Genomic DNA, 23,452 nt, shown 5'->3' with positions numbered 1-23,452 from the left:
ACACCTGCGGAGACCAAGATGGCGTTTTTTACCAAGCTCAAGGACCGGCTGTTCAAATCCTCGTCCCGCCTCGAACAGGGGCTTGAGGCAATCGTCGAGGACGGCGGCAAAGAAACCACCGCCCCTGACCCGGTGATTCCCCAGCCCGAGCCCGAGCCGCAACCCGTCCCGGAAATCCCCGAACCCGCGCCCACGCCGCAACCGGTCGAGACACCCTCGCCCGAGCCGGCCGATCCGACGCCCGCCCCGCCTCCGCCGGAACTGCCGGAACAGGCGCAATCCAAAGGCCTGATCGGGCGTCTGTTCGGTCGCGGCGATGCCGGGCCGGTGGTGCGTCGCACGCTGGACGACGACATGCTCGAACAGCTCGAGGAACTGCTGATCGCCTCGGACATGGGTGTCGACACCGCCCTGCGCGTCACCGCCAACATGGCCGAGGGGCGCTATGGCAAGAAACTCTCGACGCAGGAAATCAAGCAGCTGCTGGCGCAGGAAATCGCCCGCGTGATGGAGCCGGTCGCCAAACCGATGCCGATCTACCCTAAGCGCCCGCAGGTGGTGCTGGTGGTGGGCGTCAACGGCTCGGGCAAGACCACGACCATCGGAAAGCTGGCCAGCCAGTTCAAGGCCGCCGGCAAAAAGGTGGTCATCGCCGCGGGCGACACCTTCCGGGCCGCCGCCGTCGAACAGCTGCAGGTCTGGGGCGACCGCGCCGGAGTTCCAGTCCTGACCGCGCCCGAAGGCTCCGACCCCGCCTCGCTTGCCTTCGACGCCCTGACCAAGGCGCAAGCCGAAGGCGCCGACCTGCTGATGATCGACACTGCCGGCCGCTTGCAGAACCGCGCCGACCTGATGGAGGAACTGGCCAAGATCGTCCGCGTCATCCGCAAGATCGACGAGACGGCGCCCCACAACACGCTTCTGGTGCTCGACGCCACCACCGGTCAGAACGCGCTCAGCCAGGTGGAAACCTTCCGCAAGCTGGCCGATGTCTCGGGCCTTGTGATGACCAAGCTCGACGGCACCGCCAAGGGCGGCGTGTTGGTGGCGCTGGCCGACAAGTTCGGCCTGCCGATCCACGCCATCGGCGTCGGCGAACAGATCGACGATCTGGCCCCTTTCGACCCCGAGGAATTCGCCGCCGCCCTGACAGGGCTCGACCCCAACTGACCTTCATCTGGCCCCAAATATCCTCGGGGGTCTGGGGGTGGAAACCCCCCAGATTCTCCACCAGCGAAAGACCCGCAGCGTGAGCGACTGGCTGATCTCCCTCGAAGGCACAGAGGCCGGACACAGGCTGGCCCTTGGTCTCGCCCTGATGGCGGCCTTCCTGCACGCGGTGTTCGGCGCGCTGCAGAAGGGTCGGCATGACCCCTGGCTGTCGCGCGGGGCGATCGACGCCTGCTATTGCCTGATGGCCGCGCCCTTTGCGTTCTTCGTCGTGCCCTGGCCCGAACCCTTCATGTGGCCGATATTTGCCGTGGTCTGGCTGATCCATGTCGCCTACAAGACGCTGCAGGCGATGGCCTATACCAAGGGGTCCTACACCGTGGTCTACCCGGTGGTGCGCGGCACCGGCCCGCTGTTCACCGTCATCGGTGCCTATCTGCTGTTCAACGAAACCTTCTCGCCCACCCAATGGCTGGGCGTTGCCGTGCTGCTGACCGGTATCTTCGGATTGGCTGCCTACAATTTCCGCTTCCTGGAAACCAACCGCGAGACTTTGGGCATCGCATTGGCCCTTGCGGTTGCAACCGGCCTCTTCGTGGCGCTCTACACCACCTATGACGCCTACGGAATCCGCGCCACGGCTGATCCGTTCACCTTTCTGGCCTGGTTCTTCATGATCGACGGGGCGACAATGCCGATCTACGCCTTCCTGCGCTGGCGGGCGATGGTTCACCGCCCGGCAATCGGGCCGTTGATGCTGCGGGGGCTTGCAGGCGGGCTGATCGCCCCCATGTCTTTCGGAGCGATCATGCTGGCCACCCGGCTGGACAAGGTCGGCGAAGCCGCAGTGCTGCGCGAAACCTCGACCGTCTTTGCCGCCCTGATCGGCTGGCTGGCCCTGAAAGAGACCGTGGGACCTCGGCGCATTATCCTGATGGCACTGATTGCATTGGGCGCGGTAATAGTTGAAATGGGCGGGTGAACAGCAGGACGACAGGCATGGCAGACAAGAAAGAGATCAATCCGTTTCTGAAACAGGTGCTGGAACTGGGACCACCGCTGGCCTTCTTCTTCATCTACCTGCGCCTGCGCGACGACAGCTTTCTGATCGGTGGCACCGAATATTCCGGCTTCATCGTGGCCACCATCATCTTCGTTCCGCTGATGCTGGGGGCGATGGGTATCTTGTGGTACCTGACCGGCAAGCTCAGCCGGATGCAGATCTTCACAGCCATCATGGTCATCTTTTTCGGCGGCCTGACCGCCTGGTTCAACGACGAGCGGTTCTTCAAGATGAAGACGACGCTGGTCTACGGGTTCTTCTCGCTGATGCTGGGCATAGGCCTGCTGCAGGGCAAATCCTACCTCGCCTATGTTCTGGACGAGATGCTGCCCATGCGCCACGAGGGCTGGATGATCCTGACCCGCCGCCTGTGCGCATGTTTCGCCTTGCTGGCGGTGGCCAATGAACTGGTCTGGCGCACCCTGTCCACCGATCTGTGGGTCAAGATCGAAACCTTTGGCTTCCCCATCGCGCTGATGGGGTTCCTGATGCTGCAATTCAGTATTCTGCAAAGCTATATGGACGATCCGGACAAGCAGTAATGCGTCCCTGACACGGGCCGGCGAACCTTGGGGAAACCTTCGGAAAACCGGATAAAATCCTTGGCTTAGCTCCAAAGCTGTGGAAAGCTGGGAAACCACCCACACCACTCATCCGGAGAACCGTGTCTTCCATGACCGCCTTTCCGAACAGCGGGTTCCTGTCCGAAGCTTCAGACCGGCTTCGTGATATGCTCACTGCGCTAGCCACTTCTGTCTCGCTGGACCGCGGCGAGGTCTTGTTCGAACAAGGCGACGAGGGTGACGCCCTCTATGCCTTGCTGGAAGGCGCTTTGGAGGTGTCCTTCCTGGCCATGAGCGGGCGCAAGTTGGCGCTCAGCCTGATGCGCCCGGGCGAGGTTTTCGGCGAAATCGCCCTCTTCGACAGCGGCCCGCGCACCGCCACGATCACCGCAGCCGAGCCGTCGCGTGTACTGCGCGTGCGTCGAAAGGATCTGATGGAACAAATCCGCAAGCACCCCGAACTGGCCGAGGACATGATCCGGCTGGCCGGACTGCGGATGCGCTGGATGGGAGCGCAGTTGAACGAGCAGGTGTTCCTGCCGATGCCGGTGCGACTTGCGCGAAAGCTTCTGCTTCTGGCCAACCAGCAGGACGCGCCGTCCGAACGCATCGCCCTGTCGCAGAGTGAGCTTGCGGAATTTGTCGGCGCAACGCGCGAGGCAGTATCCAAGACGATCTCGACGTGGAAGCGCTCGAACGTGGTCGAGGCTTCGCGCGGTGGGCTGCAGATCCACGACTTTGACGCCCTGCGCCAACTCGCCGAATCCGATCTGATCTGACCTGCCGCCCGGAAAATGGCCCGGATGTGATCCGCTTCACATACAACGGGATTCGCTTCCATTAGGTAATGAATTGTTACCGTAGGGTGCCAGAGTATCATCCCCGATATCTGTCCACTGGCATCTCCCTGCACCAGAGCCACGCGCCTCCCCGGCGTGTGGCTCTTTTGATTTCTGCAACCAAAACGAAAATCGGCCGGAGCATCTGCCCCGGCCGATCATATTGACCAAACTGGCTGTCCTACTCTTCGAGGCTCAGCGCGACGAAGCGCGGGTCGCCACCACGGCGCACCAGCAGCAGCAGCGACTTGCGCCCCGCCTCCCGAGCCTCGTCCATCCGATCCTCGAGATCGGCGATCAACGACACTTTCTGCTGACCAGCCTCGGTGATCAGGTCGCCTGCCCGCAGGCCCTTGGCGTAGGCTTCGGAGGCTTCATCCACATCCGTCACCACCAGACCATCCGCGTCCGCGTCCAGGCCCAGATCTTCGCGCAACGCGTCGGTCAGCGGCGAAATCGTCAGGCCAAGAATGTCGGCATTCTCGTCCAGCGGGGCCTCTTCCGCACCATCATCATCACCGGTTTCCGCACGCTCGGCATCCTCGCGACGCCCCAGAGTGACAAGCACGGTCTGAGTGCTGCCGTCCCGCTGAACGACCACGCGCACGGACTTGCCGACCGGCGTCTCACCGACCTGCCGCACCAATCCGCGCGTGTCCTTCACCTCGACACCATCAAAGCTGAGAATCACATCCCCTGCGAGCAGACCCGCCTCTTTGGCAGGACCGTCCGGCACATCGCTGATCAGCGCACCGCCCGGCTTGTCGAGGCCCATCGCCTCAGCCATATCCTCGGTCACGTCCTGAATGCGGACACCCAGCCAGCCGCGGCGGGTTTCGCCGAATTCCCGCAACTGATCGACAACCTTGGACACCACGTTCGACGCCATCGAAAACCCGATGCCGATCGACCCGCCGTTCGGTGACAAGATCGCGGTGTTCACGCCGATGACCTGACCGTCCATGTTGAACAGAGGACCGCCCGAGTTGCCTCGGTTGATGGCCGCATCCGTCTGGATATAGTCATCATAGGAACCGCTGAGCTCGCGATTACGCGCCGACACGATCCCAGCCGACACCGAGAACCCCTGGCCCAGCGGGTTACCCATGGCAACCACCCAGTCCCCCACAAGCGCTGTGTCGCTGTCGCCGAAAGTGACGTATTTCAGCGGACCCGACGCCTCGACCTTGAGCAACGCGATGTCCGTTTTCTCATCCGTTCCAATGACCTTGGCCGGCAGCTCTTTTCCAGGCTGACCATCGCCGGGAAAGAACTCGATCAGAATTTCATCCGCCTCTGCGATGACGTGATTGTTCGTGACGATGTACCCATCCTCGGAAATCACGAAGCCCGATCCCAACGCATTGCTGCGGCGCGGGCGATTGTCCTGGTCGCCATTGCGGTCCTGGAACTCGCGGAAAAAGTCCTCGAAGGGGGACCCTTCGGGAACAATCCCCTGCGCGCCCGACTGCCCCTCGATCAAGGTCGTCGTTGTGATGTTGACCACGGCCGGGCTGATCCGGTTGACCAGCGGCGCCAGGCTTTCCTGACGGGCCTGTGCAGCCAACGTCTGGAGCAACAAAAGGGAAACCGCGGCAAAGGCCAGCCATAAAAGCCGCGCCATCGTCACCACATCGTCCCGGCGGACGGATACACTGCGTGCTACTGCCTGCACTTGGTCTCTCCTTGTCGACATTGTTCTGTTGGTGGCTGCCTGAGCAGCTTGCTGGGAAACAATGTAGTCAGTTTGTGACCGCCCGCAACTCGGGAAGTTGAGGAATTCACTGCCAGTTTATTTCGACCGATCAAAACCCCAACCGATTGGCCGTCCACAACAGGACGAAGCCACTGACCACACAAAGAAGTCCGACCAGTCTGCGGGCCGGCTCGGGAATGCTGCGCAACGCCTCAAGCATCCGCTCGACAAGCGAAGGGGCCAGCGCATAGGCCAGCCCCTCGACAATCAACACCAGCCCGAAGGCCAGCAGGATCATGCCCATCACTCGGCCACCGGTGCGGCACCCAACCGCCCTTCGGACGACCGGAGATAGTGGAAGAACTCGGAATCTGGCCGCAGCACCAACGAGCTGTTGTTGCCCTGCAGGGCATTCTCGTAGGCGGTCAAGGACCGGTAGAATTCAAAGAAATCCGGGTCCTTGCCGTAGGCTTCGGCAAAAATCGCATTGCGCTGCGCGTCGGCTTCACCGCGGACGATCTCTGCTTCGCGACGGGCTTCCGACACCAGCTCAACCACGGTGCGGTCGGCTTGGGCGCGGATGCGCTGCGCGGCTTCCTCACCACGCGCGACCTCGTCGGCGGCCTCGCGTTCGCGCTCGGCGCGCATCCGGGCAAAGGTCGCTTCGAGGTTGGCCTGCGGCAGGTCAGTGCGCTTCAGGCGAACGTCGATCACCTCAAGGCCCAGATCCCGCGCCTCGGTGATGGCGCCGTTTCGGATGCGAAGCATCAACGCCGCCCGGTCCGAGCTGAGGATGTCATTCGAGCTGACCGAACCCAGCACTTCGCGGGTCTTGGCGCGCAGGATCGAATCCAGGCGCGCCTCGGCGGTCTGAATACCGCCTGCGCCCACGGCCTCGCGGAATTGGCGCACGTCGGTGATGCGATAGCGGGCAAAGGCATCGACCACCAAACGACGGTCATCCAGTGGCGTTACTTCCAGCGGCCCGACCTCGCGGCTGAGGATACGGTCGTCATATCGCACCACTTCCTGGATGACCGGAATCTTGAAAGCCAGGCCCGGCTCCTCCTTGACGTCGATCACGCGGCCGAATTGCAGAACCAGCGCCTTTTCACGCTCGTCCACAATAAAGACCGCCGACAGGGCAATCACGATCGCCACGAAAACGGCTGGCAGGATAAATGTTGTCTTGCGCATAGATCAGTTCTCCCCTGCCGAATTGCGGCGCAGTTCGTTCAGCGGCAGATAGGGCACAACGCCCTGCCCGTCACCCGATCCGCCGGTGCCTTCGTCCAGAATGATCTTATCCACGTCGCGCAAAATCTGCTCCATCCGTTCAAGGTACAGGCGCTTGCGGGTCACGTCAGGCGCCTTGGAATACTCTTCCAGAACCGCGCTGAAGCGGCTGGCCTCGCCCTCGGCTTCGTTCACGACCTGTGCCCGATAGCCTTCGGCCTCTTCCAGCACCTGCGCGGCTTCACCACGCGCGCCGGCCAAAACCCGGTTCGCATAGGCATCGGCCTGCTTCTCCAGCCGGTCGCGTTCCTGTCCAGCCGACTGAACCTCGCGGAAGGCATCCTTGACCGGTTCCGGTGGGTCGGCGCCGTCAAAGTTCACACGGACGATGTTGATACCCGAGTTGTAGCTGTCGAGCGTCGACTGGATCAGTTCCTCAAGCCGTTCGGCGATGATAGCACGGTCGCGGTTCAGGATCGGCGCAAGGTCCGACTGCGCGATGATCTCGCGCATGGCCGACTCTGACACGGCCTGGATAGTTTGTTTTGGGTCGCGCAGGTTGAACAGGTAGTCCGCAGGATTCGAGATATTCCAGACCACCTGGAAATCGATATCGACGATATTTTCGTCTCCCGTCAGCATCAGCCCGGCGTCCGAACCGCGACCGCCCGATCCGATGGTTTCGGTCTGTTCGACCTTCACCGGGATGACTTCGGCCGTGACAACAGGCCACGGGGCAAAGTTCAGACCTTCGGTGCCGATTCCGGTAAAGCGACCGAATAGCAGTTCAACCGACTGCTCTTCGGGCTTTACCGTATAGGCGCTGGCAAAGCCCCACAGAACCAGAGCGGCAACCCCGCCCAGCAGGATGGTGCCCTTGGTAATTGCCGGGCCGCCACCGCCGCCCTGGCCGGATCCGTTGCCGCCTCGGCCCCCGCCGCCGCGCCCGCCCATCAGCACGCGCAGCTGCTCCTGGCCTTTTTTCATCAACTCGTCGATCTCGGGGATCTGCGGCCCGTCGCCTTCGGGCGGGCGTCGCCCGTCCCCATTGTTTCCCCGGTTTCCTCCGCCACCGGATGAGCCTCCGCCCCCCCAGGGGCCTCCGCTGTTGCCCGCCATGTGTTTCATTTCCCTTGTTTTGGCCCGTGTGCTTACGGGATCCCTTGTAACCTGTGTGCGCGCGCTTGCAAATCAAGCGGTACGCACGGGTTGCCGCATGGTTACCAGTTCTTCGGCCATCACCGGATGAACCGCAACCGTGCGATCGAAATCTTCCTTTGTCGCTCCCATTTTGACCGCGATGCCCGCCAACTGGATCATCTCACCCGCGCCAGGGGCGACAATGTGACAACCCAGCACCTTGCGGGTGGCCTGGCTGACGATCAGTTTCATCAAAACCCGCTGGGTGCCCCCTGCGAACGCCTTCTGCATCGGCTTGAACGAAGTCGCGTAGACCTCGATCGGCTCTTGCTCGGCGGCCTGTTCCTCGCTCAGGCCCACGGTGCCCATCTCGGGCTGGGTGAAGATCGCGGTCGGGATCAGCTCATGATCCACCGGGGTGGGGTTGCCCTTGAACACGGTCTCGACAAAGGCCATCCCCTCGCGGATGGCGACCGGCGTCAGGTTCACCCGGTCGGTCACGTCCCCGATGGCATAGATCGAGGGCACCGCGGTCTGGCTGTATTCATCCACGATGATCTGCCCCTTGCGGCCACGTTCGACGCCCAGCGCCTCAAGGCCCAGATCATCCGCGTTTGGCGCCCGGCCCGTGGCATACATCACCACGTCGAACAGCTGTTCCGACCCGTTGGTCGCCTTGACCCAGATCTTGTCGCCCTGCTTTTTCATCTCAAGCACATTAGTGCCCAGATGCACGTCGACCCCGTTTTGGCACATCTCTTCACAGATCAGCCCGCGCGCCTCGTCGTCGAAGCCCCGCAGGATTTGCGCGCCGCGATAAAACTGCGTGGTCTTGACGCCCATGCCGTTCATGATCCCGGCGAATTCGCAGGCGATATAGCCGCCGCCGACGATCAGCATGGTCTCGGGCAGCTTCTCAAGGTGGAAAACCTCATTCGAGGTGATCGCCAGATCTGAACCGGGGAATTCCGGCACCACAGGGCGCCCGCCGGTGGCGATCAGGATGTGCTTGGACGTCTTGCGGGAGCCGTCGGCCAGTTCAACCGTATGCGGGTCGATCAGTTTCGCGCGCTGGTCAAAGGTTTCGACGCCGTTGTTCTTGAGGATGTTGCGATAGATCCCTTCCAGCCGGTCCAACTCGGCATGCAGTTTGCCGCGGAACTGCGGCCAGTCGAAAGCGCCCGGCTGAATGTCCCAACCATAGGCACGAGCGTCCTCGACCATTCCCGCGTATTCGCTGGCAAACACCATCAGCTTTTTAGGAACGCAGCCACGGATCACGCAGGTTCCGCCATAGCGGTCCTCTTCGGCCAGCGCGACCTTGGCCCCGGTTTCGCCCGCCGCCACGCGCGCCGCGCGGACACCGCCTGAACCGCCTCCAATGACGAAAAGATCATAGTCAAAGCTCATGCCGCGTTCCTTTTGTCAGCCTGCCTGAAATTGCCCTGAGTATTTGGGGGCGTGAATGATCGTGCCAACCCCTTGGCCCGGAAATCGCACACCGCTGTGAAGCAGGGTGCGCGGTCGGCTCAGTCGGCCAGGTCCGAAAAGAGGTTATCGTGCTCGTCGCCCAACCGATCCAGCTCGATCGTACCGCTGTTGAAATCGCGCAGCTCGACCCGGCCGTCGCCGTGGCCGATCACGACCTTGTCGCAGATGTCGATGAACAGCCCATTTTCGACCACACCCGGTATCTGGTTCAGCACCAGAGCCAGTTGCCTCGGGTTGCCGATGCGTTGCAGGTGCAGGTCGAGTATGTGATTGCCCTCATCCGTCACGGTCGGCGCCTCGCTGTTCATCCGCAGGGTCGCCGAAGTGCCCAGCACGTCCATCGTGTCCAGCAACTCCTCGATCAGCGTACGCGTGGTCTGCCAGCCAAAGGGAATGACCTCGACCGGCAGCGGGAACGCCCCCAGCGCCTCGACTTCTTTGCCCGCATCGGCGATCACGATCATCTGGTCGCTGGCCGTGGCCACGATCTTTTCCTGCAGCAACGCCGCGCCGCCGCCCTTGATCAGGTTCAATTCACCGTCGAACTCGTCGGCACCATCGATCGTCACGTCCAGCCAACCCGCCTGATCCAGCGAAACAACCTCGATCCCGACCTCGCGCGCCAACTGTGCCGTAGCCGTTGACGTCGGGACGCCTTTGATCCGCAGACCTTCGTCCCGCACCCGCTCTCCCAGACGACGCACCAACCATGCCGCGGTCGATCCGGTACCCAGACCCACGCGCATCCCCTCTTCGACCATCTCGGCCGCGCGATAGGCGGCGACACTCTTGGCCCGGTCGATGGGTGACAACTCTGCTGTCATTGCGGCTTCCCCTCAGTTCTTTGCGGAACTTATACGGAAAGCCCTGCCCGACTGCGAGGCCCAAAATCCGCGGGACCGGCGCAATAATCGATACATGAATACGCGTTTCCCATCGGAAACGTCGCAATCAAATCTTCAGTGCTCGGCTCGGTTGTGTAAATAAAGCGCATACAGTTTCCCAGCGGTTCGGGCGGTTCAAATCGGCCCGGCCGCCAACTCGCCACAAGGCTCTGCGACCAGACATGTTTCTATCCGTCTTCGATATGTTCAAAGTGGGCGTTGGCCCATCCTCGTCCCACACGATGGGGCCGATGGTGGCGGCCGCGCGGTTCCTCGATCTCATGCGCGCTTCGCCGTTCGAATTTGCCGGCTTGCGCGCTTCGCTGCATGGATCTTTGGCCTTCACCGGCGTCGGCCACGCCACGGACCGCGCCACGATCCTTGGGCTGGCTGGGTTTGTCCCCGACAGCTATGACCACGACCGTGCCGAAGCGGCATTGGCTGCAATTGCCGAAACCGGCACTGTCACACCCGAGGGTCTGTCGACCCTTCAGTTCGATCCAAAGGCCGATCTGGTCTTCGACTACGACAACACCCTGCCCGGCCATGCCAACGGCATGATCCTGATGGCCACCGACGCGCAGGGTGACGTGATCTTGCGGCAGGTCTATTACTCGGTCGGCGGCGGCTTTGTCCTGACCGAAGAGGAGCTGGCCGAAGGCAAGGACACCAATGACGGCCCGCCCGTGCCCTTCCCGTTCAAGACCGCCGCCGAAATGCTGGAAATGGCGCGCAGCAGCGGCAAGACCATCGCCGAGATGAAACGCGCCAACGAGATCGCGCGGGGCTGCGCGGACAGTTTCGCAAAAGGCACCGCCCGCCTGTGGGAGGTGATGAACGCCTGTATCGAGCGCGGGCTGACCACCGAAGGCATCCTGCCCGGCGGCCTCAAGGTGCGGCGCCGGGCCAAGGCGATCCACGATGCACTGATGGCCGAGCGCGGCATGAACCTGAACGCGCCGCACACGATCAACGACTGGATGAGCGTCTATGCGATGGCGGTGAACGAGGAAAACGCCGCCGGCGGTCAGGTCGTCACCGCCCCCACCAACGGCGCTGCGGGCGTACTGCCGGCGGTGCTGCGCTATTACCTCGACCACGTTCCCGGCGCATCGGAAAGCCATATCGAGGATTTCCTGCTGACCGCCGCCGCGATTGGTGGGTTGGTGAAGTACAACGCCTCGATCTCAGGCGCCGAAGCCGGCTGTCAGGCCGAGGTCGGCAGCGCCGCCGCAATGGCCGCGGCGGGTCTTTGCGCAGTGATGGGCGGCACACCGGAACAAGTGGAAAACGCCGCCGAGATCGCGCTGGAACATCATTTGGGCATGACCTGCGACCCGGTCGCCGGGCTGGTGCAGGTTCCTTGCATCGAGCGCAACGGGCTGGGCGCGATCAAGGCGGTTTCGGCGGCGTCGCTGGCCCTGCGCGGGGACGGGCAGCATTTCGTGCCACTGGACGCGGTGATCGAGACCATGCGCCAGACCGGTCATGACATGCACGAGAAGTATAAGGAAACCTCGCTGGGCGGTCTGGCCGTCAACGTGCCAAACTGCTGAGGGATCAAACCGGGAGGGCAGCTCAATGCGCGGACATTGCCTGTGCGGCAGAATCGGGTTCGAGGTCGACCCTCCGGTCCTGTCTTGTGTTTCCTGCCATTGTGACAGCTGCCGCCGCCAGTGTGCCGCGCCGATGACCACATATTTTGGGGTGCGCGACGGTCAGTGGCGTTGGACCGGAGAGGAACCGAAGCGGTTCAACTCGTCCCCCGGTGTCGAGCGCAGCTTTTGCCCGCATTGCGGAACGCCGATCTCGTTCCGATCCACTACGATGTCCGACGTTTTGCACCTTTATGTAGCGACACTGGAGAACCCCGAAGCCCTGCGGCCAACGCTGCATGTCGCCTATGAAGAGAAACTGACGTGGCTCGAACTGGGTGACGGGCTGCCCACTTGCTTCGGTCCGGACTACACAAAGGTTCAGCCTTTGCCCGAGGACTGACGACGGGCCTTTCCCATTCTTCGGGAAACGTCTAGCGTCGCGGCCATGACACAGGATCGTCCCGTCTTCGGTATCGTTTTGATGCTTGGTTTCTGCGTGCTTGCACCGCTGGGCGATGCCTTGGCCAAGCTATTGGGAGAAACCACTCCGCTTGGCGTTCTGGTGCTGGTGCGTTTTGCGGTTCAGGCGGCCATCCTGATCCCGCTGGTGGCGCTGACGGGTCGGACCTGGCGAATGCGCGGGCGCGTCCTGCGGCTGACCGTGCTGCGCACTCTGCTGCACATTGTCGGAATCGCCGCGATGTTCAGTGCGCTGCAGTATTTGCCGCTGGCCGATGCCGTCGCCATCGCCTTTGTCATGCCCTTCATCATGCTGCTGCTGGGCAAGTATGTGCTGGGTGAAGAAGTCGGGCATCGTCGGCTGATCGCCTGCATCGTCGGCTTTGCAGGCACGTTGCTGGTCATCCAGCCCAGCTTTGCCGAGGTTGGTGCTCCGGCCCTTTTGCCGCTTATCGTGGCTGTCGTCTTTGCCCTGTTCATGCTGGTGACCCGGCAGATTGCCAAAGAAACCGATCCAATTGCCCTGCAGGCCGTGTCCGGGCTGCTGGCCACCGCGGTCCTGGCTCCAGTGCTTGCGATCGGGGCTCTGACAGGTCTTCCGGATCTGGCACTGACCCTGCCGCAAGACGACGCCCATTGGTTGCTGTTGGCGATCGGTGTTCTGGGCACCGTGGCGCATCTGCTGATGACATGGGCGCTGCGGTTCGCGCCTTCGGCAACGCTGGCGCCGATGCAATATCTGGAGATTCCGGTGGCGACGTTGATCGGCTGGCTCATCTTTCACGACCTGCCAAACGGCCCGGCGACCTTGGGGATCGCCATCGTGATCGCGGCCGGGCTTTATGTCATCCTGCGCGAGCGGGCCAGCGCCCGGTCTGCTCCGACGCAAACGCCCGCATGACAGCATCAAGAGCGTCACGCGGCACCATGACCAGCAACCCGGGTCCGTGGACCTCGAGGGTAACCTGAGCCAGCGCACGGTTCGATGTTCCGACCCGTCCGTCCGGCTCAAGTACCAGACCGTCGATCGGCCATTCCAACCCCGAACTGCGCCCGGTTACCCGCTGATATGGAAACAATGACACTGTGTCGCCCGGCGTGAGCGACAGTGATATCCTAGGCGGGGCGTGAAAGACCACTTCGCGTGCGCCCAGCAGGACGCAAGGCCTGTCTTGGTGGCAAACCAGCGTATTGAGCACCGCCAATTGGTGGTCCAGCCGACCTCCGAGGAACCCGACACCCAAGACCATCGGCGCGCGGATATTGCGCAGGGCCTTGTCGAAATCGGTGCTGTCCTGTTCCCGGATCGGAAACAAACGGTCCTCTGGTATCCGTGCAAGATAGGCGTGCGCCAACGAATCGAAGTCGCCGATCACCGCATCCGGAACGCGCCCCGAATCGATCAATGTGGCGGCTCCACCGTCCGCAGCAACAGCGCCGTTGACGCGATTCAGCGCCAGATTCAGGTCATGGGGGCCGATTTCCCCTCCTCCGAACAGGGCAATTGGTCTTTTGGAATGAACAATTTCGCCGTTTTTTCCAAGATTGACCATTTTTCCCGCTTTTGGACACATTGAGACCACAAAATGATAGGTTCTTTAGAACAGGTTCGAGCTGACGAACGCGCCCAGCGTCGCGCGGGTTGGCTCTGTGTAGTTTGTAGAGGACGTGCGTCTGATGGTACAGAACAACAAGGTATTGACCGTTTCCTACGGAACCTTCTCATGCACTTTGGAAGGCTTTGACGATTCCTTTGAGACGATGAAGGCGATTGCCGAATACTTCCGCGATCTTGCCGCAGATGACAGGTATTTCGGGTCCGAGCCTCCGCAACCAGACGCAGAAATGTTGACCCGTATCGCTCAGCGTGACGCTTCGCGCCGTGTGGAAGCCAAGCAGAACGACACCGGACTGTTGCTGCGCGCCACGGACGAAGCCCATGATGCGGCCCCGCAACAACCCGCACCCGTGGCCAGCACTCCGGCGCCCGCCAGCCCTGACCTGAGCGTGGTCGACACGGCACCGGCGGCTGGTGCTGCCGCATTCTTTGCCGATGCCGAGCCGGTCGAATCTGCAGCCCCCCAGGGCGCCGACAGCATCGCCGCCAAGCTGCAGCGCATCCGCGCGGTCGTCTCGCATAGTGACCAGACGCCCCCCGCCTACAGCGAAGACGAAGACAGCGGTTTTCTAGCCTCGCCCGAGCCCCAGATCGACGCCATCTCGGCCGCATTCGAAGCCGGAGCGCTCAGCCCCGACGATTTGGATGCAACCGAAGAGGTGACGCAGGAAGATGCTCCGGTAGAGGCCACACAACAGCCCACGGACCCGTTTGCCGACCTTGCGGAGGAAGAAACTCAGGCCGCAGTCGAATTCGAAGCGGAAGAAGAATTCCCGGCAGCACCGGAAGTCGAAGCGGAGCCTGAAGTTGAAGCGGAGGCTGATGAAGCCGCCGAGGATGCTCAGGAAGTTGAAGCTGATCTGGAAGAGGTTGAGGAAGCCGCGGCGGAAGAAACAGCCTACGACGACCAGGCCGCCAGTGATGAAGAAGCCTCGTCCGAGATTCTCTTCGCGGATCTTGAAGAGGACACCGACTCGGAACCCGAGGCTGACGACATCCTCAACATTCTGGGTGACCAGCTCGAAGATGCCGATGAGGAAGTCTCTGAACTCGCGGAAGACGGCGTCCTGACTGCCGAAGACGAAGAGAGCATCCTGGGTGAGATCTCGGAAATCGAGGCGGAGATGGATGCGCGCTCGAAGCGCGACGCAAACAAGCCTCAGGACGTGGACTCGGACGTGTTGCGCCTGATGGAGAAGGCCGACGCCCAGATGGACGACCCGGCCACTTCGGACAAGCGGGAGACTTATTCCCACCTGCGCACAGCTGTGGCAGCGACCGAAGCTGAAGGCGGCAAGGCCCGCGATGCGGATGAGGACGAAAACCAGAAATATCGTGGAGACCTGGCCTCGGTCGTCAGCCCCCGTCGTCCGGAAATCCATGTCACCAGCATGCGCCCCGAGTCGGATACGGCCGCGCCGCTCAAGCTGGTGGCCGAGCAGCGCATCGATACGCAGGACGCGGACGCCGGTCCGGTCACCCCGCGCCGCGTGACCGCAGCACAAGACGACGACGCATCCGAAGAAGGCGGCTTTGCCCATTTCGCTCAGGAGCAGGGCGCACAATCCCTGCCCGACCTGCTGGAGGCGGCCGCGGCCTACCTGTCTTTCATCGAAGGCCAGGAGCAGTTCTCGCGTCCGCAGCTGATGAACAAGGTGCGTTCACTCAAGCAGGATGAATTCAACCGCGAAGAAAGCTTGCGTTCGTTCGGCCAGCTTCTGCGCGATGGAAAGATCGAAAAAGCCGGCGGAGGGCGCTTTGCCGCCTCGAACCAGATCGGCTTCCGCCCCGACGACAAGCGCGCCGCGGGCTGACAAGACCCCCCAACTGCCCAAGACAGGCCGGAGATCCTCTCCGGCCTTTTTTGCATTTTGCGTGAAAGCTCAGAACTTGAACGCCAACGCCACGTACGGGCCGGTCAGTATAAGGTCGACAACGTTGCGGCCGTCCTCAAAATCAACGCTCAGATGACGGTAGCCGGCTGCAACATCGATGGTCTCGGTCCAGCTCCAATTGGCTTGAACGATGGCTTCCCACTGGAATTTCGACCCATAGCCAAAACCACCGATGTTGCCCATGGCCGCAAGTTTCCACCGCTCATTCAGCGCACGAGAGTATCGCGCCCCGACGATTGGATCTGTCCAGCTTTGGTCAGTGCTTGCCGTGAAACCGGCCACGGTTGTCGACAGATCAAGATCCCAATGGCGCAGCCCGCCCAGCACCTCAATCCGGGACTGGCTGTCCTCTGCCACCGCGTAGCTGCCCGCAAGCGAGGTCATGATCCCGTCCAGCTCCCAGCTCGCGGCGTTGCTGAATGGTCCGATGGAAACGGTGTCGCCCAGATTCAGATAGTTGAACTCGGCTCCGATCGTCCAACGCCCATTCCGGGCCTCGCCCGCGATCAGAAATGCACTGTTTAGAATGTCGAAGATGGATTTGCTGCCATCAACCGGAGGGTTCGGCCCAATATCCAGAGAGGTTCTGAAATCCGGCCCCCAGAGATAAGGGGCAATGACGAACTCCCAATCATCAGCCCAGACGGCGCCCGAACTCAGGGTTGCGAGACTGGTCAATGTGACCAAAACAGCATTTTTCATCAAGGATCCACCTGCCGACTTGTGCTTACCGAAACTGTTTTTCGGACAAGCCTGTCAAGTTGGCAGGTTTCTTACAACGGTCTGGCCTATTGCTGATCTTGATCCGGGTCTTCTTTGCCAACGCCACGAAACACAAATTTGAATGGCAGCGCCCACAGAACACCCAAAACCACATAGACCAGCAGTTCGACCAGGATCGATGGTCGGTCCAGCCAGTTCACGATGGTGACCACTGCCACAATGTACAGCGGCAGCCCCACCAGCAACAGAACCAGCGACCACCGTCTGCGGGCCTTGTAGCTGAGGCCAGGTTTGTCCGCGCCTGCCATCAGTCGGCAAACGGATCGGTCACCAGGATGGTGTCGTCCCGCTCCGGGCTGGTAGACAGCAGCGCCACCGGGCATTCGATCAGTTCTTCCACCCGGCGGACATATTTGATGGCGTTTGCCGGCAAATCTGCCCAGCTGCGCGCGCCCTCGGTGGACTCGCTCCAGCCCGGCATTTCTTCATAGATCGGCGTGCACCGCGCCTGCTGATCTGCAGCCGTGGGCAAATAGTCCAAACGCTTACCGTCCAGTTCGTAAGCGACACAGATTTTCAGCGTCTCGAACCCGTCCAGAACATCGAGCTTGGTCAGGGAAATTCCGTTGACGCCGCTTGTGGCGCAGGTTTGCCGCACGAGGCAGGCGTCGAACCAGCCGCAGCGCCGCTTGCGGCCTGTCGTGGTGCCGAATTCATGTCCGCGCTCTCCCAGTCGCTGTCCGTCGGCGTCGTGCAGTTCGGTCGGGAACGGGCCTTCGCCAACACGGGTGGTGTAGGCCTTCACGATACCCAGAACGAAGTCGATCGACCCCGGACCGATCCCCACGCCCGTCGCCGCCTGCCCTGCAATCACATTCGAAGAGGTCACAAACGGATACGTGCCGAAATCGATATCCAGCAAGGCACCCTGAGCGCCTTCGAACAGGATGCGCTTGCCCGCTTTGCGCTTTTCGTTCAGCACCTTCCAGACGGGAGCCGCAAAAGGCAGGATCTGCGGAGCGATTTCCTTCAATTGGGCGATCAATGCGTCACGATCCACGGCATCGATACCCAAACCCTTGCGCAGCGGGTCGTGGTGCTGCAACGCCCTATCGACCCGAGCCTCCAGAGTCGCCTCATCCGCCAGATCGGCCACACGCACCGAGCGGCGACCGACCTTGTCTTCATAGGCCGGGCCGATCCCGCGCCCGGTCGTGCCAATCTTGGTGCCCTTGCTCGCTGCTTCCTCGCGCGCGCGGTCCAGCTCGCCGTGGATCGGTAGGATCAAGGGTGTGTTTTCGGCGATCATCAGCGTTTCAGGCGTAATCTCGACGCCTTGCGCACGGATCGTTTCGATCTCTCTCAGCAGATGCCAGGGATCCAGGACAACGCCGTTGCCGATCACGCTCAGCTTGCCACCACGCACCACACCAGACGGCAGTGCATGCAGTTTGTAGACCTCGCCATCGATGACCAGCGTATGCCCGGCGTTGTGCCCGCCCTGAAAACGCGCGATCACGTCTGCCCGCTCGCTGAGCCAGTCGACGATCTTGCCTTTTCCTTCGTCACCCCATTGGGCGCCGACAACAACCACATTGGCCATATCCGGTCCTTTTTGCGCTGAGTTACCAAACCCGGCTCATATAGCGGGGCGCAGGCAACAGGGAAACCGGTAATTCGCCGCAGCCACCAATCGCGCCGACGCGCAATGCTGTTGTCGGGGATCATGGCCACCGGACGGAGTCCGCACCGCTGTTCATTTGGCTTAAAAGATGCCGGGATACCCCCCGGAACGGGCAGCACCTTGAAAGCCAACTTGCGCTACAGGCGTACCGGCATTCCGTGAGGCGTCTTTAGATACGCCTCCTCCCAAGCTGCGCGCATTTCGTGGACTTCTTCGGGCAATGCCGTTTCCTGCTCTGCCAAAACCGACTCGAGCGTTTCGAGCCAGGCCATGAAATAGTCATCGCCCCCGTCCAGGTCGCGGTTCAGCCCGTGGCGCCGCAACGTCTCGGAGAACCGGGCGGCCCAATCGGTCCAGGAAATCCGACCGGCTTCGTTCAACGCCACCGTCACCGCAAACACCTGAGCGTGCCAGGGGTTCTCAAAAACCGGACTTGGGGCATTGTGATCGGGACAGATGCTCATGCGGTTTCCAGATAGCTTTGCCAGAGATCCAGAATCACCTCGTCATCCGGGTGTTCGGGATCGGCCCACAGTTCTGACGCGGGAAAAGCAACGGCATAAAGCGGCTCGGGCGCTTCACCCAGGCCATGCGCGCTGGCGTCCGGCAAGACATGTGTGCCGTGAAACCGCAAAATTCGTCCGGTCGCGCCCGCTCCGTAAGCGGGCAGCCGCGTGTGTCCCCCGTCAACAAGACGATTGGCAGAAGGGCGCAGCGTGCGAACGGTCTGGCCGACCTCAAAAGCGACAGGGGTATTCGACGGGCGATCGGCCGGTCCGCCTTTGGCCAGAACTCTGGCCACCGCATCTGCCGGCAGTTTTCGCGGAGCAAGCGGATGTGGCTCGTCAACGCCCTGCCCGCGCAGATCCTCGATCCGCAGAACTCCGGTCTCGACCAAAAGGTCGGCCAGGGCCGAAATCCATTTCTCGTAATAGCTGAACCGGGCATAGTCCTTGGGGGACAGCCTTTCCCGCGCATGGCGCGACGTGTCGATGTTCCATTGGCCCAACGCGCCCGCAGCCAGTGTCACGGCAAGGGCCCGCGCGTGCCAGTCTTCGGCAAAAACCGGCGCGTCTTCAGGCTCGGGGCGCACCGGCCCGTCGCCGAACCGCCCGCCCATGTCGTGGACACGGGTCATGCTGGCACCTTCGGCAAACCCGTACCGATCATACTGTCGCGCGTGACCAGCGCGGCGAGGTCCCCTTCGCTCAGATCGTCAGTGCCTTCCGGGCGCATGGGCAAAACCAGATACCGTATTTCGGCGGTCGAATCCCAGACACGAACCGCTGTACCTTCGGGCAGTTCAACTCCGAACTCAGCCAGGACGCGGCGCGGCTCGCGCACGGCACGGGCGCGGTAAGCGTCAGATTTGTACCAGCCCGGGGGGATGCCCAACAGCGGCCATGGGTAACAGCTGCACAAGGTGCAAACGACCATGTTGTGCGTCTGGGGAGTATTCTCGACCACGACCATATGTTCGCCCTGCCGGCCATAAAACCCCATCTCAGAGAGCACAGGCGTGGCATCGTCCAGCAGGGCGCGTTTGAACTCCGGGTCAGACCAGGCTTTGGCGACAACCTTCGCACCGTTCTGCGGACCGATCCGGTTCTGATAGGTGTCGATGATCTCGTCCAGAGCGGCCGGGTCGATCAATCCCTTGCGGGTCAGGATCGTCTCAAGCGCTTTGACGCGCAAAGCGGGGTCCGGGGGCAGCAACGCGTGCGGGTGGTCGTGATCGTCATGTGGCATGGTCGCAGCCTGAGCCAGGCACCGCCGTGTGTCCAGCCCCATTTGGCCTGTTCGGCACAATCCCCGGCGGTGATGGCAACTCGTGGCTTGCCCCCGGCCTCAAACTTGCTTAAGTACCCGGCGATACACGCCACGCCGCACAGGAACACCATGGAAAACGTCGTTCTCATCATCCACCTTCTTTTGGCTTTGGGCCTGATCGCCGTTGTTCTGCTGCAGCGGTCCGAAGGCGGTGGCCTGGGCATGGGTGGCGGCGGCGGTGGCGCCATTGCAGGACGCTCGGCAACGACGGCACTGGCGAAGGTGACCTGGATCCTTGCAGCCTGCTTCATCGTTACCTCGATCACGCTGACGATTCTTGCCGCAGAAAAATCGGCTGGAAGCTCGGTCATCGATCGGCTTGGCGTTCCGGCTCAGGACGCGACCGAAGAGAGCACACCTGCTGTTCCCTCGGCCGAGGACCTGCTGCCGCCGGCGCAGGGCGACAACGCGCCGCTGATCCCACAGGCCGACTGATCCACAAAACCTAGAAATCAGAAAGAGAACCACAACAGCATCTTGCGGTTCTCTTGCGCTTTTTGCGCGAATCCTTTATACGTGAAGTCCCGTGATGCTGCGGTTTTTTCGAACCGCCGGGCAGTTGATGTTGACGTCTCACGGGGGCAGCCGAAGAAACATGGCGCGATTTATTTTCATCACTGGTGGTGTTGTTTCATCCTTGGGCAAAGGGCTGGCGTCCGCTGCTCTGGGTTCGCTTCTGCAGGCTCGGGGATACTCGGTTCGGCTGCGCAAGCTGGATCCCTACCTGAATGTCGATCCTGGCACGATGTCGCCGTTCGAACACGGTGAAGTCTTCGTCACCGACGACGGGGCCGAGACCGACTTGGACCTTGGACACTACGAACGCTTCACGGGTGTTGCCGCACGAAAGACCGACTCGGTCAGTTCGGGGCGGATCTATTCGAACGTTCTGGAAAAGGAACGCCGCGGCGACTATCTGGGCAAGACCATTCAGGTGATCCCGCACGTAACCAACGAGATCAAGGACTTCATCGCCATCGGCGAGGATGAGGTCGATTTCATGCTGTGCGAGATCGGCGGCACCGTGGGCGACATCGAAGGCCTGCCCTTCTTTGAAGCCATTCGCCAGTTCAGCCAGGACAAGCCGCGCGGACAGTGCATTTTCATGCACCTGACCCTGTTGCCTTACATCAAGGCCTCTGGCGAGCTGAAGACCAAGCCCACCCAGCACTCGGTCAAGGAACTGCGCTCGATCGGCCTGGCGCCCGACATCCTGGTCTGCCGTTCCGAAGGACCGATCCCGCAGAAAGAGCGCGAAAAGCTGGCCCTGTTCTGCAACGTGCGCCCCGACGCGGTAATCGCCGCGCAGGATCTGTCGACCATTTACGACGCGCCGCTGGCCTATCACCGCGAAGGTCTCGATCAGGCTGTGCTCGACGCATTCCAGATCAGCCCGGCGCCCAAGCCCGACCTGTCGAAGTGGGAAGACGTCAGCGACCGCATCCACAACGCCGAGGGCGAAGTGAAGGTCGCGATCGTCGGAAAGTACACCCAGCTGGAAGACGCCTATAAGTCCATCGCCGAGGCGTTGACCCATGGTGGAATGGCCAACCGCGTCAGGGTCAAGGTTGAGTGGGTCGATGCCGAGATCTTCGACACCGAAGACCCCGGCCCGCATCTGGAAGGGTTCCACGCCATCCTCGTTCCCGGCGGTTTTGGCGAGCGCGGCACCGAAGGCAAGATCAAGGCCGCGCAATATGCCCGCGAACACAAGGTGCCGTATCTGGGCATCTGTCTGGGCATGCAGATGGCAGTGATCGAGGCCGCCCGCAACGTGGCCGGCATCTCCGGCGCGGGGTCCGAGGAATTCGACCACGAGGCCGGCAAGAAACGCTTTGAACCGGTGGTCTATCACCTCAAGGAGTGGGTTCAGGGCAACGCCAAGATCGAACGCAAGGTTGGTGACGACAAGGGCGGCACCATGCGTCTGGGTGCCTACAACGCGGTTCTGACCGAAGGCTCGAAAGTGGCCGAGGTCTATGGCAGCACCCAGATCGAAGAACGACACCGCCACCGCTATGAGGTGGACACCAAGTATCGCGAACAACTTGAGAAAGCCGGTTTGAACTTCTCGGGTATGTCACCCGATGGACGCCTGCCCGAGATCGTCGAATGGTCAGACCACCCGTGGTTCATCGGCGTGCAGTACCACCCGGAACTGAAATCCAAACCTTTCGATCCGCACCCGTTGTTCCGCGACTTCGTGCGCGCGGCCAAGGACACGTCACGTCTGGTCTGAGGCGGACTGTTCGGCTTGGTCTTGCTTTGCAAAGCGTTCCGGTTCAGTTTGAGCCGGAACGGGCAGAAGGAGCAGACCGCGTGAGCAAAGGATATTGGGTGGCCCATGTCGATGTAGACGACATGGAGACCTACAAGACCTACATCGCTGCCAATGGCGAAGCTTTTGCCGAATACGGTGCCCGTTTTCTGGTGCGTGGTGGAGATCGTCAGGTGCGGGAAGGCGCAGCGCGGGCGCGAACCGTCGTTGTCGAATTTCCCAGCTACGAGGCCGCCCTGGCCTGCTATGAAAGCGACCTGTACCAAAAGGCAAAAGCCTTGCGCGATCCTGTTTCATCCGGTGATCTGGTGATCATCGAAGGGTATGACGCCTAGCACGGACACGGTGACAGAAATACGGATTCCCCAATGCCACTGCTAAAGAACTTCCTGCAGGCTTTGCGCCCTCCTCAGCAGACCACGCTGCCGGACCCTGATGCGGAACTGGCGCTTGGCGCCTTGCTGGTGCGTGTCGCGCAGGCCGACCGCGACTACAAGATCGAGGAAATCAGCCTGATCGACCGCATCTTGGCACGGCTCTATCAGCACAACGCGATCGAGGCCGCAAAGGTCCGCGCCACCTGCGAGAAGCTGCACGCCGCGGCCCCCGACACGGATACCTTCGGCAAACTGATCCGCGAAACGACGGATTTGCACGAACGTCTGGCGGCAATGGAGGCCCTTTGGGAGGTTGTGCTGGCCGACGGCAATTCGGACGAGGGCGAGATCAAGATCGTCGAAGAAGCGCGTATCGCCATGGGCCTCAGCTACAATGACAGCCAAGCCGCGCGCGAACGGGTGCAAAGCCGCTTGGACGCGGGCTGAGTGGCCGCTATATCTAGGCCATGTTCAACGCCTTTCTGTCCCGGCTGACCCAGCCGCAGCCCGACCCACTGACCGATGACGACGCCCGGCTGGCCTTGGCCGCCCTGCTGGTTCGCCTTGCCCGGTCCGATGATGACTATGCCGATACCGAGATGTCGCGCATCGACAAGGTTCTGGCCGAGCGCTATGGCCTGTCCCTGTTCGAGGCCGCAGGGCTGCGTGCCCAGGCCGAAGACCTCGAGGCCGAGGCGCCTGATACCGTCCGCTTTACCCGGGCTATCAAGGATGCGGTGCCGTACGACCATCGCCTTGGCGTGGTTCAGGCGCTGTGGTCGGTGGCGCTGGCCGACGGTCAGCGCTCGCAGGACGAGGACTCGCTGCTGCGACTGGTCGTCAGCCTTCTGGGCGTCAGCGACGTGGATTCAGCCCTAGCCCGACAGAAGGCCGCCAAATCGTGACGG

At 61.9% G+C, this 23,452-nt stretch carries 26 protein-coding genes; 13 read left to right on the top strand and 13 right to left on the bottom strand.

The features are described 5' to 3' along the window. The first annotated feature begins 18 nt into the window (after nt 1–18). The 4 genes from ftsY (at nt 19) to AC2FNZ_RS04625 (ending at nt 3,575) form a co-directional block, all read left to right on the top strand. The gene (gene ftsY, locus AC2FNZ_RS04640; protein WP_496839684.1) at nt 19–1,170 is read left to right on the top strand and encodes a signal recognition particle-docking protein FtsY; all 1,152 of its coding nucleotides are present in this window, start codon (nt 19–21) and stop codon (nt 1,168–1,170) included. Nucleotides 1,171–1,249: 79 nt separating this feature from the next. Beyond that, entirely contained in the window at nt 1,250–2,152 is a 903-nt protein-coding gene (locus AC2FNZ_RS04635; protein ID WP_093963009.1) for an EamA family transporter, read from the top strand. Between the two features lie 17 nt (nt 2,153–2,169). Further along, the gene (locus tag AC2FNZ_RS04630) at nt 2,170–2,775 is read left to right on the top strand and encodes an inner membrane-spanning protein YciB (protein ID WP_093962519.1); all 606 of its coding nucleotides are present in this window, start codon (nt 2,170–2,172) and stop codon (nt 2,773–2,775) included. Nucleotides 2,776–2,906: 131 nt separating this feature from the next. Beyond that, nucleotides 2,907–3,575 (top strand): Crp/Fnr family transcriptional regulator, encoded by a 669-nt coding sequence (locus AC2FNZ_RS04625; protein ID WP_093962520.1) that lies wholly within the window; start codon nt 2,907–2,909, stop codon nt 3,573–3,575. A 241-nt stretch (nt 3,576–3,816) separates the two neighbouring features. On the opposite strand, the gene AC2FNZ_RS04620 is transcribed toward AC2FNZ_RS04625, so the two are convergent. From AC2FNZ_RS04620 to rpiA, 6 genes are all read right to left on the bottom strand, one after another. Then, nucleotides 3,817–5,310, bottom strand: a complete 1,494-nt coding sequence (locus tag AC2FNZ_RS04620; protein WP_496839683.1) for a Do family serine endopeptidase — start codon at nt 5,308–5,310, stop codon at nt 3,817–3,819. A 130-nt stretch (nt 5,311–5,440) separates the two neighbouring features. Continuing rightward, nucleotides 5,441–5,635: a DUF2065 domain-containing protein gene (locus AC2FNZ_RS04615; protein ID WP_093962522.1), complete on the bottom strand. Its 195-nt coding sequence runs from the start codon at nt 5,633–5,635 to the stop codon at nt 5,441–5,443. Then, nucleotides 5,635–6,528 carry a protease modulator HflC gene (hflC, locus tag AC2FNZ_RS04610; protein WP_093962523.1) on the bottom strand — a complete coding sequence of 298 codons (894 nt, stop codon included), beginning with the start codon at nt 6,526–6,528 and terminating at the stop codon, nt 5,635–5,637. Before hflC ends, AC2FNZ_RS04615 begins: the two co-directional genes overlap by 1 nt. Nucleotides 6,529–6,531: 3 nt before the next feature. Continuing rightward, nucleotides 6,532–7,686 (bottom strand): FtsH protease activity modulator HflK, encoded by a 1,155-nt coding sequence (gene hflK / locus AC2FNZ_RS04605; RefSeq protein WP_093962524.1) that lies wholly within the window; start codon nt 7,684–7,686, stop codon nt 6,532–6,534. A 72-nt stretch (nt 7,687–7,758) separates the two neighbouring features. Beyond that, a complete protein-coding gene (gene gor / locus AC2FNZ_RS04600; RefSeq protein WP_496839682.1) occupies nt 7,759–9,117 on the bottom strand; it encodes a glutathione-disulfide reductase in 1,359 nt (452 codons plus the stop codon). 119 nt (nt 9,118–9,236) lie between these two features. Then, entirely contained in the window at nt 9,237–10,022 is a 786-nt protein-coding gene (gene rpiA / locus AC2FNZ_RS04595; protein ID WP_496839681.1) for a ribose-5-phosphate isomerase RpiA, read from the bottom strand. Nucleotides 10,023–10,264: 242 nt separating this feature from the next. Between rpiA and AC2FNZ_RS04590 the strand changes: the two genes are divergently transcribed. The 3 genes from AC2FNZ_RS04590 to AC2FNZ_RS04580 are packed head-to-tail and all read left to right on the top strand — an operon-like array spanning nt 10,265 to nt 13,040. Next, nucleotides 10,265–11,638, top strand: coding sequence for an L-serine ammonia-lyase (locus AC2FNZ_RS04590; protein ID WP_496839680.1), 1,374 nt, complete (start codon nt 10,265–10,267; stop codon nt 11,636–11,638). Then, on the top strand, nt 11,571–12,080 hold the full coding sequence (locus AC2FNZ_RS04585; protein WP_496839679.1) for a GFA family protein: 510 nt from the start codon (nt 11,571–11,573) through the stop codon (nt 12,078–12,080). The genes AC2FNZ_RS04590 and AC2FNZ_RS04585 overlap by 68 nt, the downstream gene beginning before the upstream one ends. Before the next feature lie 45 nt (nt 12,081–12,125). Further along, a complete protein-coding gene (locus AC2FNZ_RS04580) occupies nt 12,126–13,040 on the top strand; it encodes a DMT family transporter (protein WP_496839678.1) in 915 nt (304 codons plus the stop codon). On the opposite strand, the gene AC2FNZ_RS04575 is transcribed toward AC2FNZ_RS04580, so the two are convergent. Further along, the gene (locus AC2FNZ_RS04575; RefSeq protein WP_496832718.1) at nt 12,985–13,692 is read right to left on the bottom strand and encodes a thiamine diphosphokinase; all 708 of its coding nucleotides are present in this window, start codon (nt 13,690–13,692) and stop codon (nt 12,985–12,987) included. The genes AC2FNZ_RS04580 and AC2FNZ_RS04575 overlap by 56 nt on opposite strands. 124 nt (nt 13,693–13,816) lie before the next feature. Between AC2FNZ_RS04575 and AC2FNZ_RS04570 the strand changes: the two genes are divergently transcribed. Then, a complete protein-coding gene (locus tag AC2FNZ_RS04570; RefSeq protein WP_093962531.1) occupies nt 13,817–15,571 on the top strand; it encodes a hypothetical protein in 1,755 nt (584 codons plus the stop codon). Nucleotides 15,572–15,640: 69 nt separating this feature from the next. Here the strand turns inward: AC2FNZ_RS04570 and AC2FNZ_RS04565 are convergent, their stop codons facing one another. The 6 genes from AC2FNZ_RS04565 to nthA all read right to left on the bottom strand — a co-directional run bounded on the left by AC2FNZ_RS04565 (nt 15,641) and on the right by nthA (nt 19,808). Next, nucleotides 15,641–16,354, bottom strand: a complete 714-nt coding sequence (locus tag AC2FNZ_RS04565) for a porin family protein (protein ID WP_170587406.1) — start codon at nt 16,352–16,354, stop codon at nt 15,641–15,643. A gap of 86 nt (nt 16,355–16,440) precedes the next feature. Further along, the gene (locus AC2FNZ_RS04560; protein ID WP_093962533.1) at nt 16,441–16,683 is read right to left on the bottom strand and encodes a DUF2842 domain-containing protein; all 243 of its coding nucleotides are present in this window, start codon (nt 16,681–16,683) and stop codon (nt 16,441–16,443) included. Continuing rightward, the gene (locus AC2FNZ_RS04555; RefSeq protein WP_093962534.1) at nt 16,683–17,978 is read right to left on the bottom strand and encodes an adenylosuccinate synthase; all 1,296 of its coding nucleotides are present in this window, start codon (nt 17,976–17,978) and stop codon (nt 16,683–16,685) included. The genes AC2FNZ_RS04560 and AC2FNZ_RS04555 overlap by 1 nt, the downstream gene beginning before the upstream one ends. A 218-nt stretch (nt 17,979–18,196) precedes the next feature. Then, nucleotides 18,197–18,523, bottom strand: a complete 327-nt coding sequence (locus AC2FNZ_RS04550) for a nitrile hydratase accessory protein (protein ID WP_496832717.1) — start codon at nt 18,521–18,523, stop codon at nt 18,197–18,199. After that, a complete protein-coding gene (gene nthB / locus AC2FNZ_RS04545) occupies nt 18,520–19,197 on the bottom strand; it encodes a nitrile hydratase subunit beta (protein ID WP_496832716.1) in 678 nt (225 codons plus the stop codon). The genes AC2FNZ_RS04550 and nthB overlap by 4 nt, the downstream gene beginning before the upstream one ends. Further along, nucleotides 19,194–19,808, bottom strand: a complete 615-nt coding sequence (nthA, locus tag AC2FNZ_RS04540; RefSeq protein WP_496839677.1) for a nitrile hydratase subunit alpha — start codon at nt 19,806–19,808, stop codon at nt 19,194–19,196. Before nthA ends, nthB begins: the two co-directional genes overlap by 4 nt. A 150-nt stretch (nt 19,809–19,958) precedes the next feature. Between nthA and secG the strand changes: the two genes are divergently transcribed. The 5 genes from secG to AC2FNZ_RS04515 all read left to right on the top strand — a co-directional run bounded on the left by secG (nt 19,959) and on the right by AC2FNZ_RS04515 (nt 23,449). Next, entirely contained in the window at nt 19,959–20,324 is a 366-nt protein-coding gene (gene secG, locus AC2FNZ_RS04535; protein ID WP_093962537.1) for a preprotein translocase subunit SecG, read from the top strand. A 160-nt stretch (nt 20,325–20,484) separates the two neighbouring features. Continuing rightward, nucleotides 20,485–22,128, top strand: coding sequence for a CTP synthase (gene pyrG, locus AC2FNZ_RS04530; protein WP_093963011.1), 1,644 nt, complete (start codon nt 20,485–20,487; stop codon nt 22,126–22,128). Between the two features lie 80 nt (nt 22,129–22,208). Continuing rightward, nucleotides 22,209–22,502 (top strand): DUF1330 domain-containing protein, encoded by a 294-nt coding sequence (locus AC2FNZ_RS04525; RefSeq protein WP_170368720.1) that lies wholly within the window; start codon nt 22,209–22,211, stop codon nt 22,500–22,502. Nucleotides 22,503–22,541: 39 nt separating this feature from the next. Continuing rightward, nucleotides 22,542–22,991, top strand: a complete 450-nt coding sequence (locus AC2FNZ_RS04520; protein WP_170340012.1) for a tellurite resistance TerB family protein — start codon at nt 22,542–22,544, stop codon at nt 22,989–22,991. A 20-nt stretch (nt 22,992–23,011) separates the two neighbouring features. Then, nucleotides 23,012–23,449 (top strand): tellurite resistance TerB family protein, encoded by a 438-nt coding sequence (locus AC2FNZ_RS04515; protein WP_496839676.1) that lies wholly within the window; start codon nt 23,012–23,014, stop codon nt 23,447–23,449. The last annotated feature ends 3 nt before the right edge of the window (nt 23,450–23,452 follow it).

This window comes from Ruegeria sp. SAZA006 (assembly GCF_059613465.1).
The sequence above is the reverse complement of the archived record's forward strand: the minus strand, read 5'-3'. Positions and strand labels throughout refer to the sequence as shown.

What these genes read in the sequence shown, in the direction of transcription:
- ftsY (WP_496839684.1), top strand. Translation starts at nt 19, where the DNA reads ATGGCGTTTTTTACCAAGCTCAAGGACCGGCTGTTCAAATCCTCGTCC.
- AC2FNZ_RS04630 (WP_093962519.1), top strand. Translation starts at nt 2,170, where the DNA reads ATGGCAGACAAGAAAGAGATCAATCCGTTTCTGAAACAGGTGCTGGAA.
- AC2FNZ_RS04625 (WP_093962520.1), top strand. Translation starts at nt 2,907, where the DNA reads ATGACCGCCTTTCCGAACAGCGGGTTCCTGTCCGAAGCTTCAGACCGG.
- AC2FNZ_RS04615 (WP_093962522.1), bottom strand. Translation starts at nt 5,635, where the DNA reads ATGGGCATGATCCTGCTGGCCTTCGGGCTGGTGTTGATTGTCGAGGGG.
- hflC (WP_093962523.1), bottom strand. Translation starts at nt 6,528, where the DNA reads ATGCGCAAGACAACATTTATCCTGCCAGCCGTTTTCGTGGCGATCGTG.
- hflK (WP_093962524.1), bottom strand. Translation starts at nt 7,686, where the DNA reads ATGGCGGGCAACAGCGGAGGCCCCTGGGGGGGCGGAGGCTCATCCGGT.
- gor (WP_496839682.1), bottom strand. Translation starts at nt 9,117, where the DNA reads ATGAGCTTTGACTATGATCTTTTCGTCATTGGAGGCGGTTCAGGCGGT.
- rpiA (WP_496839681.1), bottom strand. Translation starts at nt 10,022, where the DNA reads ATGACAGCAGAGTTGTCACCCATCGACCGGGCCAAGAGTGTCGCCGCC.
- AC2FNZ_RS04590 (WP_496839680.1), top strand. Translation starts at nt 10,265, where the DNA reads ATGTTTCTATCCGTCTTCGATATGTTCAAAGTGGGCGTTGGCCCATCC.
- AC2FNZ_RS04585 (WP_496839679.1), top strand. Translation starts at nt 11,571, where the DNA reads ATGACATGCACGAGAAGTATAAGGAAACCTCGCTGGGCGGTCTGGCCG.
- AC2FNZ_RS04580 (WP_496839678.1), top strand. Translation starts at nt 12,126, where the DNA reads ATGACACAGGATCGTCCCGTCTTCGGTATCGTTTTGATGCTTGGTTTC.
- AC2FNZ_RS04575 (WP_496832718.1), bottom strand. Translation starts at nt 13,692, where the DNA reads ATGGTCAATCTTGGAAAAAACGGCGAAATTGTTCATTCCAAAAGACCA.
- AC2FNZ_RS04570 (WP_093962531.1), top strand. Translation starts at nt 13,817, where the DNA reads ATGGTACAGAACAACAAGGTATTGACCGTTTCCTACGGAACCTTCTCA.
- AC2FNZ_RS04565 (WP_170587406.1), bottom strand. Translation starts at nt 16,354, where the DNA reads ATGAAAAATGCTGTTTTGGTCACATTGACCAGTCTCGCAACCCTGAGT.
- AC2FNZ_RS04560 (WP_093962533.1), bottom strand. Translation starts at nt 16,683, where the DNA reads ATGGCAGGCGCGGACAAACCTGGCCTCAGCTACAAGGCCCGCAGACGG.
- AC2FNZ_RS04555 (WP_093962534.1), bottom strand. Translation starts at nt 17,978, where the DNA reads ATGGCCAATGTGGTTGTTGTCGGCGCCCAATGGGGTGACGAAGGAAAA.
- AC2FNZ_RS04550 (WP_496832717.1), bottom strand. Translation starts at nt 18,523, where the DNA reads ATGAGCATCTGTCCCGATCACAATGCCCCAAGTCCGGTTTTTGAGAAC.
- nthB (WP_496832716.1), bottom strand. Translation starts at nt 19,197, where the DNA reads ATGACCCGTGTCCACGACATGGGCGGGCGGTTCGGCGACGGGCCGGTG.
- nthA (WP_496839677.1), bottom strand. Translation starts at nt 19,808, where the DNA reads ATGCCACATGACGATCACGACCACCCGCACGCGTTGCTGCCCCCGGAC.
- secG (WP_093962537.1), top strand. Translation starts at nt 19,959, where the DNA reads ATGGAAAACGTCGTTCTCATCATCCACCTTCTTTTGGCTTTGGGCCTG.
- pyrG (WP_093963011.1), top strand. Translation starts at nt 20,485, where the DNA reads ATGGCGCGATTTATTTTCATCACTGGTGGTGTTGTTTCATCCTTGGGC.
- AC2FNZ_RS04515 (WP_496839676.1), top strand. Translation starts at nt 23,012, where the DNA reads ATGTTCAACGCCTTTCTGTCCCGGCTGACCCAGCCGCAGCCCGACCCA.